Here is a 14,824-nt window from a genome sequence, read left to right as displayed (position 1 = left end):
GCTAAATTGAATGTTGATGAAATGAGAAAAGCCGTTTTTATTTTAGGATTTTTTATGATGACCTCTTCGCCCTCAGTTCCAGCTTCTATGAACACTTCAAATCTGGCGTTTGATGGCAGCCAGAATACTTTTCAAGACGTGGAAGGTAATCGCTATAAAACCGTAAAAATAGGGAAACTTGAGTGGTTTGCAGAAAACCTTCGCGCTACTACGTTTCAAGATGGAAGCCCTGTTGGTTCTGGGTTTATTCCAAAAGACGACGAGAAGAACCTACTAAAATATGGACGGCTTTATCACTGGCAAGACGTAAACGACGAGCGAAAGCTGTGTCCTGCTGGATGGCGCATAGCGACCGACGCTGATTGGCAGGAAATGGAACGCGCTATTGGTGTAGCACAAAGCGAGCTGGCACAAGAAGGCTGGCGCGGAAGCAACGACATTGCTATTACGCTAAAAGCGGAGCAGCCTAATAGCCTGTTTAAAAAATTCGATCAGGCTAAAGTTAATCAATTTCAATTTGGCGCAACGGCAGCGGGCGTAAAGATAGGTAACTGGTACATAACGCAGGGAATGTACACTGAATTTTGGACAAGTACGAGCGCCACCGACAAAGAGGCTTACGCTCGTACCCTAGCCTATTCGTGGTGGAACTCACATAAAGGCGAAATTAGAAGGGCTAAGCTAAACAAAGACTATATGTTTAGCGTTCGTTGCGTCAGAGGTCCACGCTAAGTAAAGCATTATTTCGTTGCCTATGGTATGGTTTGAAGCAAGAGGGACCTTGACTAGAACGACGAGAAAATCAAAATGGAAAGTAACACGTGGCTAACAGATGTACAGCTAGATGCCAAGACAATTACGCTTGCTCCGCTAACACATTCTCACATTGCACCTTTACTTGAAGCCGCTAGTGATGGTGAACTATGGAACTTATGGTTTACTCAAGTTCCAAGCGTTGACACTATTGAAGATTATGTGCAAGAAGCATTGAGACAGAAAGATGAAGGGGTGGCTTTGCCATTCGTCGTAATTGAAAAATCCACGGGCACGGTCATTGGTTCGACTCGCTTTTGTAATGCCGATGCAAACAACCACCGCGTCGAAATAGGCTATACATGGTATGCCAAACGTGTACAGAAAACTGCGGTAAACACTGAGAGTAAGCTGTTATTGCTGACGCATGCGTTTGAAACGCTAAATACAATAGCCGTTGAGTTTAGAACCAGTTGGCATAATCACGGTTCGCGACAAGCCATCGCTCGACTTGGTGCAAAACAAGACGGTGTATTACGCAATCATCAGAAGCTGCGAAACGGCGGTTATCGCGACACTGTCGTTTTCTCGATCATTAACAGCGAATGGTGTGCTGTTAAGGCGCATCTACATTTCCAATTGAATAAACCTCGCTGACGTTTCTAAAAACACATTAGCTATTTTCATCACCTCCAATGGCCGCCGAACGGCATGGTTGAACAGAATATGTATAGCCATTTTCACTTTCTGGCGACACGGCTATTTGTAAAATTTCATAGTCGTTGAGTTCAATCACCCGTGTTTGCTGCGGATGAGCGCACCGAGAGCGGCTATCTGCTTCAAATCGATAGATAAATGCCGCAAGTAAGTCGCGCTGTGCTTTGCTAAATCTAAGGCTTTTCTGCTCGGCGTCATCTAAAAGCGCGGTTAAATCCGCTTCTAGCTGTTCGTTATCATCTACGTTTGCGCTCTCACGCGGGACGTCGTTACGATCTGAATTGCCTTTCCATGTTCGTTCTACAGTAATCAGAGGCGTTCCCTCATCACTACTGAACAAATCTAAAAAACCAATTTGGCTCGACAACACAACAAGTTGAACAGCAATCGCGAAAGTCCAGATATATCGAATTAAGGCTGTAGATAGCACAAAACGATAGTGCTTTGCGTGCCACAAACGTTCTCTACCAAAGGGTTTTAAACATATCAATATAAAGAGATAGGCCGGCATAAACAGGGTTACAAGGATGAGAGCAGCAATAGTTGTAGCAAAAAACCACGTTGGTAAGGACAAGATAAGCGCAAAATTGTGGCTATACGGCAGCGCATCGGCAGACACGCCTGTCACGGTATTCACCAAGCCACTTGCGAACGCTAACGCAAAATTTGCAATAACAGCATAAACAAAAAGGATAAGAGCCTTGCCTGGCAAACTATTCCAGAGTGTAATAAATCTCGGCCATATTTCGTTTGTTATGCCTGCCATGGCGAACCCAAACATAGTAAGCTCAAATACACTGCTGTTTATATCTAAAAACAAATAAAGCACCAGCAATACGGTTGCAATGCAGTAGCAACGCTGAGCGAATGACAGGCTTCTCCAGAAACGCACCGCACCAATGCGCTTTTTAGAGACCAGGCGACGTCCATAGCGCTTGCCTTCTTCATATAATGCACAAATTAGACTGAATCTTTCCATTTTTTCGCCACTCATTAAGATGTCTGAAGACCGAAACGCTATGCTTTTAGCGTTTCAAACAATACGCTATGCTGTTAGTTCGTAATTTTAAAAGGTTATATATCATAAACATTATGCAAGAAACGACTATTTATGACGCGAACTTCTAGCTTACTTTTGGTGTGTGAACAATGCCACAGCCAAATTCGCATCCCTGCTTTATCTCATCGACAAAGAGCCATTTGCCCAGTTTGCAATCACACGCTTCTTTCACAGAGAAATCAAGCAAGCGAAAAACTGCTCGCGCTGTCGTTAAGCGCTTTGATCTTTTTATTACTTTCATTACCTTTTAATTTTTTAACTTTCAAAGCAAGCGGGCAAAAGCACAGTATCGACCTTCCCTCAGGTATCACCATTCTTATCGAGCATGACTACCTGTCACTTGCTATCGTCACAAGCTTAGCTACAGTATTACTGCCCGGCATCGTTATTCTGGGGTTTATCGTACTTTCGCTTGCCCAGCTCAAACAGCAGAAACCTTTTTATTTGCCAAGGCTTTTTGCCATTGTAAAGGCGCTCGTTCCATGGAGTATGGCTGAAATATTTCTCGTTGGAACGCTAGTGAGTTTAATAAAAATAACTGAATTGGCTGATGTTGCGATAGGGCTGTCGTTCTATGCGTTCGTAGGGTTTTCTGCCCTCACAGCACTGTGTATTTCACAGTTTGACACCACGCGATATGCGATGTGGTTGGCCGATGGAGAACCACCAGCACCAAAACCACTTTGCGAGAAACAAGCGAGAAGAAGTATACAGCGTACGTGGGCATTGCTGTTAACCGCCTGTATTTTATATATTCCTGCTAATATTCTGCCAATTATGTATACTGAATTCTTTGGGCAAGAAACCCCCAATACGATCATAGGTGGTGTAATTTCTTTGTGGGAATCGGGATCTTACCCGGTAGCACTCATTATTTTGCTGGCAAGTGTTATTGTGCCGGTTGCGAAAATAGTAATACTTGCGTGGTTAAATTATTCGGTTCAACGGCAGAAAACCACCTCTCGGAAAACCAGAATTCGCTATTACCGTATAACCGAAGCTATAGGTCGCTGGTCTATGATAGACGTTTTCGTTGTAGCAGTGCTTGTTGCACTTATTCAAATGGGCAATACCATGTCCATATTTCCAGGCCAAGCGGCACTCGCATTTTGTGCCGTCGTATTTGTAACAATGGTTGCCGCAATGACGTTTGATTCGCGACTAATCTGGCAGCAATGGAAGCAGTTATCATGAACGACAAGCTTGATGATCCCAATATAAATGAAGCAAATGTAAAACCGACATCATCGGTATCTCGTATTTGGATAATTCCTATCTTGGTTATTGTTATTGGCGGCTGGATGGTCTATTACCAATGGAAAAACCAAGGGCCACTTATTACCATCGAGCTCAACTCCGCAACAGGGATTGAAATTAACAAAACGCCTATCAAAGTTCGTGACTTGGATATTGGTCAGGTAAAGAAAATTACCCTAAAACCTGACCTTAACGGTGTACTGGTTACCGCGCGTATTGATGCAAGCGCAGCGCATCTGTTAAACGAGAATGCAGAGTTCTGGGTAGTGGCACCGCGGATCAGCTTTTCCGAAGTATCGGGGCTAAATACGTTGCTTTCAGGAAGCTACATTGCAATGTCTGCGCGTGATAAAGGCCAGGAGCAATTGCATTTCACCGCTCTAGAGCGGCCTCCTGTGACGCCGTCGGGCACCCCTGGTTTGCACGTTATGCTTAAAAGTGACGATGAGTTTGCTTATAAGCCTGGCGACCCGATAATTTACAAAGGTTTCAAAGTTGGGGAATTTGAAGACGCTACGTTCGATATCGAAGAACGTGTAGTGTATTACGATGCCTTTATTGAGGCGCCTTATCATAAACTGATAACACAAAATACACGCTTTTGGGACGTTAGCGGCGTAAAGTTGTTACTTGAGTCCAGTGGCGTGAGCGTCCAAACGGGGAGCTTAGAAACACTGCTAGCAAATGGCGTTACTTTTGGCATTCCAGAGGGAGTACCAAAGGGAGAGCAAGTCGTTGAAAACGCATTTTTTACTATTTTTGAAGACAGTACATCAGCATCTGACGCACGCTTTAAAGTGGCCGCCGAATACTTACTTTTAATTGACGAAAGCGTACGTGGGCTTACCGTAGGTGCACCAGTAGAATATCGAGGTATAGAAATTGGTAATGTAACCGCTATCAACTCTTTTCCTGCAGTAGAGGGTAACATTCTCGAGCGCGACTACCCCATTCCAGTGTTAATCAACATCTACCCTGGCAAAGCAAGGCAGCCTGATACCGAAGAAGGATTAAGTGCCATAAAGCAAACTATCCGCAACTGGTTGTCGCGAGACCTTCGCGCATCGTTGCGTATGGGTAATGTTCTTACCGGTGGGTTATATGTTGATTTACAGCATGTACCTGACGCAAATTCCCGTGGCAAAATTGACGTGATAAACGGCTATGAAGTGATCCCAACCGTCAGCAACGAGTTTACACAGCTTACGCAAAAGGCCGATGCAATTCTTGACAAAATCAACCAGTTACCTCTCAAAGAAATGGTAGAGAATGTGCAGTTAGCGGTATCAGACATGCAGGCTGCTGCAGCATCGGTAGAGGCCGCAAGCAACGATTTCGATGCCTTGATTGCCGAGGTCGATGCAAAGGCCCTTAACAGTAACTTAAATCAAGTGCTTGTAAGTTTGGACGGGTTATTAAAAAATTACAGCGATGGTGGCTTTAACCAATCTGAGATCAAAGAGACCGTTGATGCGTTACAGGAGACTATGCGCAATATTCAGCCATTACTGTTAAAACTTAATCAGTCACCCAATAGTCTCATTTTTTCAGATAATAACGACACGGACATTCAACCTAAAGCCAAGCAGTAAAACGTCTCGCTAGGCCGATTATTGAAGTAAGGAATAAAATGATGACAGTAACGTTGAAACCACTGAAGCATATGCTACGCACCGTCATATCATCCGTGTTTATCATCGTGTTTGCCCTGCTGACACTTTCTGCGTGCACCAGCACACCCACATCACTGACTTATTATTTACTTCATTCCACGTCAGAAGTGTCAGCAACGCCAACTTCAGAGGAAGCATTAACCGTGATAGAAATTGAACGCTTAGTGCTGCCTGAATATTTAAAACACAGGGGGTTAGTTTATCAAACAAGCGATACAAACTTGCATATTTCGACTCGCCATTTATGGGCAGAGCCCGTCGATGAAGGGCTGACTAAAGCACTTTCTTCTGTTTTGTCAAAGCATAATATCCTTCTCACCAGCACAGGCGATTATCAGGGTGGTCCAGATCTGAGAGTTACCCTGCATATCGATGATTTTGTGAGCACTTATAACGGCGAAGTGATCTTAAATGGTCATGTTGCAATAGCAAAAAGCACGGGATCACCAGTGGTAAAGCGATTTGCTCTGCGCTCTTCACTAATAAATGACGGGTATTCACACAGCATCATAGCGATGCGAGAAAATGTGAGACAACTGGCCGAGATAATCATTACTGCTACGAACGCTTAGCTTATGATCAGCGCAATTAAACAATATGTTCTGAGCGGTGTTAGTCGTCATTATAAGGACGAGACTAATCGCCGCATTATGGTGGTTAACCTCTTCACCGCCGTGGGTATGTTTATAACATTTACGCTAGGTGTCAGAGCGTTATTCGGTGGAGAATACCCGCTCTCTACCCTCTTATTAATTTCTAGTATCGCGTTTGCATTGTCGCAACAAATACAGGTCAGATACGGCACGCCGAAAGCGCGTACCGTTTCGATAACGCTACTAATAAGTTGCCTAATGATACTTACGTTACTGCTCCTTGTTTCTGGAGGGAAAGATAATACTGGCCCACTGTGGATTTATCTGGTTCCTCCGGTGACGATGTTTTTTGCGGGATTTGTACGCGGTCTGCTTGCACTTATCGCGTATACCGTTACTTGTGCTGTTATTCTTTTTGGCTTCGACGAAAAACTACTGATGACAACGTACAGCTACGCGTTTAAATCTCGCCTGCTTTACTCATTTCTTACTGTCTCTTTTCTCTCTGCTTTTTATGAATTTAGTCGTCAAAAAAGCTATGAAACGGCGCTTTATCTAAGTGAGCAATTTGAAAGACAAGCAAAGCACGACCACCTCACTCAGCTACTTAACCGCCGAGGCGCACAGCAAAGCCTCGAGAAAGAATACGCCAGAATGAAGCGCGATAATCAAGTCTTTTCAATCGCTATAGCCGACATTGACCGCTTTAAAAGCATTAACGATACGCTTGGCCATGAGCAAGGTGATGAAGTCTTAAAAAAAATATCGAAGGTATTTAGCGATCGATTAAGAGGACAAGATGTCTTAGCTCGCTGGGGCGGCGAAGAATTTATGTTTATCTTCCCAAATACTGATGAATCTGGGGCAGTGCATGCTCTCGAACAGATTAAAGCTGCGCTAAATAGTAGCCCACTTAATATTGGCGACCAAGCGTTACACGTCACGAGTAGTTTTGGCGTCAGTGAGGTAAATCCAAGCAACAGTGTTGCTTCGGCAATCAAACAGGCCGACAAAGCCCTCTATTTTGCTAAAGAAAACGGAAGAGACAAGGTCTGCTCAATATCTTCTGTAACGCAACAAAGCTAACTCCACGTCGATTTCCACGTTGGTATCAATGGTTTTAAGACCAAATATTTCTCGCGATTTACACCGAACACCACTCTTTACAAAAAATTGACTCATGTTTAGTTACATTTGAACTGTATTACTGAAACACTTTAGCGCTACACTAAGCCAAGTATTCGTTATAAAAGTAGACTAAGCTATGAAATGGATGAAAATTGCATTACCTATTGGTGTTCTGCTAGTAGGCTACATGGGGATGAAAGGAATCGAGGCATCAGCGTCCGACTCAGCAATTCAAGAAGAAGTCGACACTCGCCCTACTGTCACCGTCGAGTCCCTCACGCCAGAAAATGTTCGCGTTCAGCTACACTCTTACGGTGAAATTACGCCCCTTGAAACGACTAATTTGGCTGCTCAAGTTTCTGGCGAAGTAGAAAAGTGGAACCCGAAATTCGTAAGCGGTGGTCTAATCAGGCGCAACGAGGTTCTATTTGAAATAGAATCCGATGCATATGAGGCAGCGTTTCTGCTTGCCGAAGCCAACTTGGCCAGCGCCAAAGCACAACTCATTCAAGAACAAGCCCAAGCAGATGTTGCAGCTAAAGAAGCCAAAACAATGCCTAACGCAAGGGTAACAGATCTTTACCTTCGAAAACCGCAAGTGATGAGTGCACAAGCAGGTGTTAAGTCGGCTGAAGCGCAACTTAAAATAGCGCAAAGAGACCTAGAAAATTGTAAAGTTAAAGCCCCCTACGATGCATTAGTCGTCTCACGTGATATTAGCACCGGTGATTATGTGACGCAGGGTTCTCCAGTAGCCGTGCTTAATAACATTGAATTTGCTGAGGTGACTTTTCCAGTAGCCGGTTTTGATAGCGTCTTTTTAAGTGAAGCCACAGTTGGTAGCGAAGTAGCTATAGAAATTGACGATGTTCAAGGCGTTTCGGTAAAAGGCGTGATCCACAGAGACACCGGCGTTATCGATAACACCACACGCATGCGCTATTTCGTAGCGCGTATAGAAGATCCCTACGCTATCAATTCAATCAAGCCTGTAGTGAAATTTGGCGCTTACAGCACGATATCGTTTGAGGGTAAAACACTCAGTGATGTTTATCGCGTTCCACAGGAACTTGTTACCAATCGCTTATTGTGGACGCTCGATGAAGACGATAAGTTGAAGTCGCAAAAAGTAACGGTAGTTCGTGAAGAAAGCGGTGATTTTTTAATTCAGGGGAGCTTTGATGCTAACAAGGTCGTGATGAGCTTGCCTGAATATCCTCAAAACGGTATGTCAGTTAAGGTGATTAAACCCACCAGCGAACTTGTGACAGCTAAAGCGAATTAAGGGGCTGTCATGGATAAACAAAACGACACACAAAGCGGCATCATTTCTTGGTTTGCGAGAAATTCTGTAGCCGCAAACCTTTTAATGGTGTTTATCATCATTATGGGGATAGCGAGCTACCTGACTATTCAACGCCAGATGTTTCCCAATATCGAGATAAACTACATTACCGTTAATGCAACCTATCCAGGTGCATCACCTCAAGAAATTGAAGAAAGCATTTTTATTAAAGTCGAAGAAGCGGTAAAAGACATTACTGAAATTAAGCGCGTGGTTTCTCGAGCTTTCAGAGGCGGGGGGGCGGTAACGCTAGAGGTTGACACCAAATCAGAACTCACCGATGTGCTAGATAAGGTCAAACTTCGCGTAGACAGTATTGCAACCTTCCCCGCAGGCATGGAGCCTGTCAATGTATCGCAAGTTGAGTTCCAGCAACAAGTTATTGAAATGCCAATTGTGGGAGACCTTCCTCTCTCAGAACTAAAAATACTGGCAAAAGAAGTAGAAGATGAGTTGCTACAGCTTGGGTCAATTTCACTGGTTCAAGCCAATACGCCAAATGACGAAATAGCTGTAGAAATTAAGCCCGATACGCTAAGAAAATATGACCTGACTATTGGTGAAATTACCCAAGCTATCAACAGCTATTCGGCTAATATTTCTGCCGGACAACTACGAACTAATTCAGGTATCGTATCTGTGCGAGTAGAAAATCAATATTACAGCGGTGAAGAGTTCAAACAGATCCCTGTAAAAATTGGTGCCGGTGGTGCCAAGGTGACACTTGGTGACGTTGCGTTAATTACCGATGGTTTCGTAGAAGGCGAACGCTATTTCAAGTACAACGGTAAAAATGCCATTTATATCGCCGTTAAGGCAACGAAAACTCAGAATACCATCCCGGTTGCTGAAACTGTAAAAACATATATTGAACAAAAGAACGAAACCCTTCCTCAAGGTGTCAGTCTAGAAGTGTTAGTCGATATGACATACTACCTCAATGCCAGGTTAGACATGATGCTGTCAAATTTGGTGCAGGGGTCAATACTTGTCGCTCTAATGTTAACGCTATTCTTGCGCTTTAGGTTGGCCCTTTGGGTCATGGTTGGCCTTCCAGTATGCTTCTTGGGCGCAATGATGTTAATGCCTGTTTTCGGCGTCAGTATCAACATTCTCTCATTATTTGCATTTATTATGGTGTTGGGGATCGTCGTTGATGATGCCATTGTCATTGGTGAAAGTGCTTATACCGAGATAGAAAGTAAAGGGGGCGGCGTAGACAATGTCGTGCGCGGCGCTAAACGGGTTGCTACGCCAGCGACGTTCGGCGTGCTCACAACTATCGCTGTATTTGCGCCATTTACGCTTAGTAGCGGTCCAGAAGGAGCATTCTTCTACAACATTGCAGTTGTTGTTATTCTTTGCTTAGCCTTCAGCTTGATAGAATCTAAGCTTATACTTCCAGCTCATCTTGCGCACACAACATTTTCGCCAGTCAAACAAGACAGTTGGCGAGCGCGTTTTAATCGTGGTTTCTTCTCGTTTGTAAATGGCCCGTACAAGCGTACGGTAGAAAAAGCCATTGAATGGCGATGGGCTGTATTTATGCTTTTTATCGCAATGCTGATGTTAAGTATGGGTCTTATCAGTGCTAACTATGTACGCATGGTGCCGAACCCCAAAGTACCTCATGACTTTCCAAGCGTTAAAATAGAGATGAACGAAAATGTCTCTGATTTAACAACAATAAACGCCCTCAAAATTGTTGAAAATACGATTCTTAATGTTGAGCAACAGATCATTGACGAATTTGGGCGAGGCATGATTAGAGACCGCCTAGCGTTTAATGAAGATCGAACCGAAGGTCGTATATTAGCACCGTTAGTTAATGAAGAAGACCGTCCTATTGATACGTTTGAGCTAGCGAGACGTTGGAGAGAAGCTATTCCAGAAATTACCGGTATGAAGTCATTTACCGTTATCGATGATGTTAACGGAGATGGTGACGACGGTGAATTTGGCTATCTACTTTTTGGCCCAGATATCGATACGCTTAATGCAGCAGGTCTCAAATTCATTGAAATGTTACAACAGCAAGACGGGTTGTTTGATGTAAGTTCAACAATTGACCCTCCGAGCAAAGAAGTTCAAATGACATTACTTCCTGTTGCATACGATCTGGGGCTCACCTTATCTAGCATTGCATCGCAAGTTGGCGCAGGCTTTTACGGTGGTGAAGCGCAGCGTGTTATTCGCAATGGTGAAGAGGTCAAGGTCATGGTTCGCTACCCTGAGCTTACTCGAGAACGCTTTGCCGACCTTAAATACTCGCTTATTACCACACCCTCTGGGCAAGAAGTGATGCTTGGCGATGTCGTGGCATTAGAAGAAAAACCTGGCATTAGCTACATTCGTCGCGAAGGTGGCTATCGCAGTGTTTACGTATGGGGCAATATCGATGAAGAGCAAGTCGAGCCAAACGAAATTGTAGACGAAATAAAGGAAAAACTGCTTCCTCAATTGAAAGAGACTTTCCCATCAGTAATGACGGAGCTCGGCGGCGATATCGAGGAGCAACAAGCGCAGCAAAATGAACAAATATTGTTCTTCTTAGCTGCGATGATTATGGTTTACATTCTTCTTGCAGTGCCACTGAAAAGTTATGGTCAGCCTCTTATCATAATGTCAGTTATTCCGTTTAGCTTCACCGGCGCGGTATTTGGCCACTTTATTCTAGGTTTAGACCTCTCTATGATGTCAAACTTTGGATTAATTGCGGCTGCAGGCGTAGTGATCAACGACTCGCTGGTCATGACTGATTTTGTTAATCAACGAAGGGCGCAGGGTTACAGCGTAAAAGAAGCAGTAACTGAAGCAGGAACCGCACGTTTCAGAGCGATCACGCTTACATCAATAACTACCTTCGTGGGCGTGCTTCCAATAATGTTTGAAACAAGCTTACAGGCAGCGTTTGTTGTTCCTATGGCGGTGGCACTGGGTTTTGCTGTACTCTACGCCACTTTAGTCACCTTAATTTTGGTGCCTTGCTTGTATTTGATCCTGCTCGACTTACACGGCCCATTTTCGTATATAAAGAGCAAGTTCAAGCGTAAAAAGTCCAGCCAAAGCGAGGGGAAAAACGGAATGTCGGATCCTCATAGCCCTCAACCTGCGGGCTCGGCAGACTAGCTTACGTTCAATAGGTGTAACATAATAAACGACCTGTTCAAAGTACACGCTGAGTATAAAAATGAGCCCTTCGGGCTCATTTTTTTCGAGTATATTGAGAGAGACATCATGAGCAATTCTATTACTATAAGATCTGCAACGCCTGACGATATTTCTCAAATCCGTCAGTTCATTCTAGAGCTCGCTATTTACGAAAAAGCCGAACATGAAGTAGAAGCTTCTGAAGAGATGCTTACAAACACATTATTTGGTGAAGGCGCAACAGCGCATTGCGTAATATGTGAAAACGGAGGCGCCCCTATTGGCTTCGCTGTATATTTCTTTAATTATTCCACGTGGCAAGGTCGCAATGGACTTTATCTTGAAGACCTGTACGTTTCACCTAAATCCAGAGGGTTGGGCGCGGGTAAAGCCTTGTTGCAGTATCTTGCTAAAACAGCGGTAGAAAACGATTGTGGGCGTTTTGAGTGGAGTGTCTTAGATTGGAACAAGCCTGCTATCGATTTCTATGAATCACTCGGCGCTAAACCGAAAACTGAATGGCTGGGCTATCGCATGGATGGACAGACACTACTAGACTTTGCCAACCAGGGGTAACACTGACTTACTCAGTATTAATAAAGCGCTAATAGTAGGTATTACACCAACACCACTAACTTTGTTTGTCACAAACTACCTCATACACTATACGGTATCATAAACAAAAAAAGCCATTCGCTGTCACGAATGGCTTTTGAACATTAATTAAAAGTTTTTTCTTTGTCTAGAAAGAACCAATTAAAGATAAACGAGCGTTAATTGGTGCACCGACTGTTACCTGATGCGTAGAGTGTGCATTAGGGAAGTAAAGCGTATCAGTCAGGTTTTCTACATTAAGCTGAAGACGCATTTTGTCGCTCAATGTATAGTATGCTGATGCATCAACTCGGGTATAGCTAGGTAGTACTGGTGATGAAGCACTTGTCGATACTTTGCTTTCGTCTTGGTATGTTGCGCCAATACCGAAACCAAATACATCATTCACATCATATGTTGTCCATACCGACATGGTGTTTTCAGGTAATTCGCGTAACTCAACACCGCTTGCATCTTCACCGTCAAGATTGCTGTAGTTAGCCGTGATATACCATTTATCCGTAATATAACCTTGCAGCTGAAGCTCAAAACCAGATACATCTGAATCCACTTCTATGAAGCTTTCAATGTCGTTAGGATCGTTATCAAGCGATGTTTGCTCATTTTCAAAGATGGCAGCGGTAAAACTCATGCTGTCATTGAAATCCCATTTAATACCAATTTCTTGGTTAGTAAAGGTGTCTGGGTCAAGAGCGTCGGCATCACCGTTTATATTTGCATATTGCTCGCCACTGCGCGGTAGGAATGACTCGCTGTAGCTTGCATAAATTGAGATATTTTCTTGTGGCTTGTACACAAGACCAGCTCGCGGCGACACTTCTTCATCTTTTCTGTTGCGCGTCTCAGCCGCAACAACGTTAAACACCTCAATATCGAAGCTGTCAAAGCGCGCACCTAATACCAAGTCGAAATTCTCTGATAGTGCAATTTCGTCTTGCACATAGAAAGAGTAAACATCGAGGTCTACATGGGTATCGTCGTTAATATCAGTGAATGTTGCCGTTACCGTTTCACCGTCTGCGTTAGTGCCGGTTAGGCCTCTAAAACTCAGAGGGCGAGATATGTTGAATGCTTCTCTATCGCCGTCTGTAGAATCAAAAACTGGGTTAAAACGATCTTGGTTAGACTTTGTATTGATAACTTCGCCACCAAAAATAACCGTATGCTCAATGCTGCCCGTCGCGAACTCGCCAACTAAGTTTGAAGACAAAATCAGGTTTTCACGCTGCGTAGTATCTACATAACCATCGAGAGTTACTACTTCAGTGTCGGCGTTGTAAGCCGCCGCATAGAAGTTTGAATAAACCTTGTCATAATCACCGTAAAAAGCATTGAAGTTACCTTTTAAGTTATCAGAGAAGGTGTGCTCTACGTTTGCACGGAACACGTCAGCGCCTAGCGTTTGGTAATTGCTGTCAGGATCGCCAAATACGATGTTTTCGAATGCTTCAACAGGCTCGCCGTTTGCCGTTGGCACACCACGGTCAATGAAGCGCTCGTGATCGATATATTCGTATGACACATCAACAATAGTATCGTCGCTCACTTCAAAACGTGCCGTTGGGTTAAAGCCATAGCGATCGCCGTAGAAGAAATCACGATGGTTATCTAAGCTTTCGTACATTGCATTAATACGAAGTGCAGATTTGTCGCCTGTATCAACGTTTGTGTCTAATTGAAGGTTATAGGCACCAAAGGTGTTAGCAGATACGTTATAGTTTACGAATTTTTCGCCCGTTTTCGCCTTTTTAGATACACGGTTTAAAATACCGCCTGTACCGCCTCGGCCGAAAAGTAGTGCGTTGGGGCCGCGAAGGATCTCAACTTGCTCCACATTATAAAGTGCGCGGTAGTATTGAACATCATCACGGTTGCCGTCTAAATAGAAATCAGCAGTTGAACGTACACCACGGAATACCACAGAGTCACGGTGACCTTCGCCTTGAGACGTATTAACACCTGGCGTGTAATCGATAATTTGACCAACACTTGTGATACCGCGAGCGGTAATTTCTTCTGCTGTGATAATCGATAGACTTTGTGGCACGTCAATAATTGGTGTTGGGCTCTTAATTGAGTTCGACTGATTAACAGAAAGGTACTTGCCCTCTACCGTCAATCTCTCAATATCTTCCATATCAGCAGCAACTACAACTGGACTTAACATTATCGCAGTAGCAATACTCGTAAGTTTGAATTTCAAAATTGCTCTCCAAGTGTTCTTTTATGTGGTGTGGATATTTTTCAACTATTCACATTTGCTTCTCAGCCTCTGACTGAGAGCCTCATGCAATTGCAAATAATAATAGTTGTTATTTATGGTTTGGATAATATAGAAAAAATGGCGAGATGACGAGACCCAAAACAGTAAAATTTGAAAACTCTTTATAAATTTTCTTAATCAATCTTGCAAAAAACAGCCGATCAGAACATTTTTTAAACAACCAAGTGACATCAGCCCACATAGATGATGATTTGGGAGGTTCCATACCTATGTTGGTTTAAGGTGTTACTACCTGTTGTTCTCGTTCTA

Annotated in this window: 11 protein-coding genes; 9 read left to right on the top strand and 2 right to left on the bottom strand. The window is 43.6% G+C overall.

The features are described from left to right. Positions 1 to 21 precede the first annotated feature (21 nt). Both BK026_RS01630 and BK026_RS01625 read left to right on the top strand, forming a co-directional pair. The gene (locus BK026_RS01630) at positions 22 to 732 is read left to right on the top strand and encodes a fibrobacter succinogenes major paralogous domain-containing protein (protein ID WP_256253593.1); all 711 of its coding nucleotides are present in this window, start codon (positions 22 to 24) and stop codon (positions 730 to 732) included. Positions 733 to 807: 75 nt separating this feature from the next. Continuing rightward, the gene (locus tag BK026_RS01625) at positions 808 to 1,410 is read left to right on the top strand and encodes a GNAT family N-acetyltransferase (protein WP_071814245.1); all 603 of its coding nucleotides are present in this window, start codon (positions 808 to 810) and stop codon (positions 1,408 to 1,410) included. A gap of 16 nt (positions 1,411 to 1,426) precedes the next feature. Here BK026_RS01625 and BK026_RS01620 read toward each other — a convergent pair whose 3' ends face one another. Beyond that, positions 1,427 to 2,449, bottom strand: coding sequence for a hypothetical protein (locus tag BK026_RS01620; protein WP_071817440.1), 1,023 nt, complete (start codon positions 2,447 to 2,449; stop codon positions 1,427 to 1,429). Positions 2,450 to 2,581: 132 nt separating this feature from the next. Between BK026_RS01620 and BK026_RS01615 the strand changes: the two genes are divergently transcribed. The 7 genes from BK026_RS01615 (at position 2,582) to BK026_RS01585 (ending at position 12,252) form a co-directional block, all read left to right on the top strand. Further along, a complete protein-coding gene (locus BK026_RS01615) occupies positions 2,582 to 3,724 on the top strand; it encodes a paraquat-inducible protein A (RefSeq protein ID WP_143142069.1) in 1,143 nt (380 codons plus the stop codon). Next, positions 3,721 to 5,379, top strand: a complete 1,659-nt coding sequence (pqiB, locus tag BK026_RS01610; protein ID WP_071817438.1) for an intermembrane transport protein PqiB — start codon at positions 3,721 to 3,723, stop codon at positions 5,377 to 5,379. Before BK026_RS01615 ends, pqiB begins: the two co-directional genes overlap by 4 nt. A 38-nt stretch (positions 5,380 to 5,417) precedes the next feature. Beyond that, positions 5,418 to 6,032: a membrane integrity-associated transporter subunit PqiC gene (locus tag BK026_RS01605; RefSeq protein ID WP_256253592.1), complete on the top strand. Its 615-nt coding sequence runs from the start codon at positions 5,418 to 5,420 to the stop codon at positions 6,030 to 6,032. A 3-nt stretch (positions 6,033 to 6,035) separates the two neighbouring features. After that, on the top strand, positions 6,036 to 7,139 hold the full coding sequence (locus tag BK026_RS01600; protein ID WP_071814244.1) for a GGDEF domain-containing protein: 1,104 nt from the start codon (positions 6,036 to 6,038) through the stop codon (positions 7,137 to 7,139). A gap of 178 nt (positions 7,140 to 7,317) precedes the next feature. Next, on the top strand, positions 7,318 to 8,466 hold the full coding sequence (locus BK026_RS01595) for an efflux RND transporter periplasmic adaptor subunit (RefSeq protein WP_071814243.1): 1,149 nt from the start codon (positions 7,318 to 7,320) through the stop codon (positions 8,464 to 8,466). Positions 8,467 to 8,475: 9 nt separating this feature from the next. Continuing rightward, on the top strand, positions 8,476 to 11,655 hold the full coding sequence (locus BK026_RS01590; RefSeq protein ID WP_071814242.1) for an efflux RND transporter permease subunit: 3,180 nt from the start codon (positions 8,476 to 8,478) through the stop codon (positions 11,653 to 11,655). Between the two features lie 108 nt (positions 11,656 to 11,763). Continuing rightward, on the top strand, positions 11,764 to 12,252 hold the full coding sequence (locus BK026_RS01585; protein WP_071814241.1) for a GNAT family N-acetyltransferase: 489 nt from the start codon (positions 11,764 to 11,766) through the stop codon (positions 12,250 to 12,252). A gap of 166 nt (positions 12,253 to 12,418) precedes the next feature. On the opposite strand, the gene BK026_RS01580 is transcribed toward BK026_RS01585, so the two are convergent. Beyond that, positions 12,419 to 14,494 carry a TonB-dependent siderophore receptor gene (locus tag BK026_RS01580; protein ID WP_071814240.1) on the bottom strand — a complete coding sequence of 692 codons (2,076 nt, stop codon included), beginning with the start codon at positions 14,492 to 14,494 and terminating at the stop codon, positions 12,419 to 12,421. Positions 14,495 to 14,824: the final 330 nt, after the last annotated feature.

The sequence above is a fragment of the Alteromonas sp. V450 genome (assembly GCF_001885075.1).
In the GTDB taxonomy this organism is placed as follows: Bacteria; Pseudomonadota; Gammaproteobacteria; order Enterobacterales; family Alteromonadaceae; genus Alteromonas.
Note: the sequence above shows the minus strand (reverse complement) of the source record. Positions and strands in the feature narration are given on the sequence as shown.

Bases quoted from the DNA above. Each gene is read 5' to 3' on its own strand.
- BK026_RS01620 (WP_071817440.1), bottom strand. From the start codon at position 2,449: ATGGAAAGATTCAGTCTAATTTGTGCATTATATGAAGAAGGCAAGCGC.
- BK026_RS01630 (WP_256253593.1), top strand. From the start codon at position 22: ATGAGAAAAGCCGTTTTTATTTTAGGATTTTTTATGATGACCTCTTCG.
- BK026_RS01600 (WP_071814244.1), top strand. From the start codon at position 6,036: ATGATCAGCGCAATTAAACAATATGTTCTGAGCGGTGTTAGTCGTCAT.
- BK026_RS01615 (WP_143142069.1), top strand. From the start codon at position 2,582: ATGACGCGAACTTCTAGCTTACTTTTGGTGTGTGAACAATGCCACAGC.
- BK026_RS01595 (WP_071814243.1), top strand. From the start codon at position 7,318: ATGAAATGGATGAAAATTGCATTACCTATTGGTGTTCTGCTAGTAGGC.
- BK026_RS01590 (WP_071814242.1), top strand. From the start codon at position 8,476: ATGGATAAACAAAACGACACACAAAGCGGCATCATTTCTTGGTTTGCG.
- BK026_RS01605 (WP_256253592.1), top strand. From the start codon at position 5,418: ATGATGACAGTAACGTTGAAACCACTGAAGCATATGCTACGCACCGTC.
- pqiB (WP_071817438.1), top strand. From the start codon at position 3,721: ATGAACGACAAGCTTGATGATCCCAATATAAATGAAGCAAATGTAAAA.
- BK026_RS01585 (WP_071814241.1), top strand. From the start codon at position 11,764: ATGAGCAATTCTATTACTATAAGATCTGCAACGCCTGACGATATTTCT.
- BK026_RS01625 (WP_071814245.1), top strand. From the start codon at position 808: ATGGAAAGTAACACGTGGCTAACAGATGTACAGCTAGATGCCAAGACA.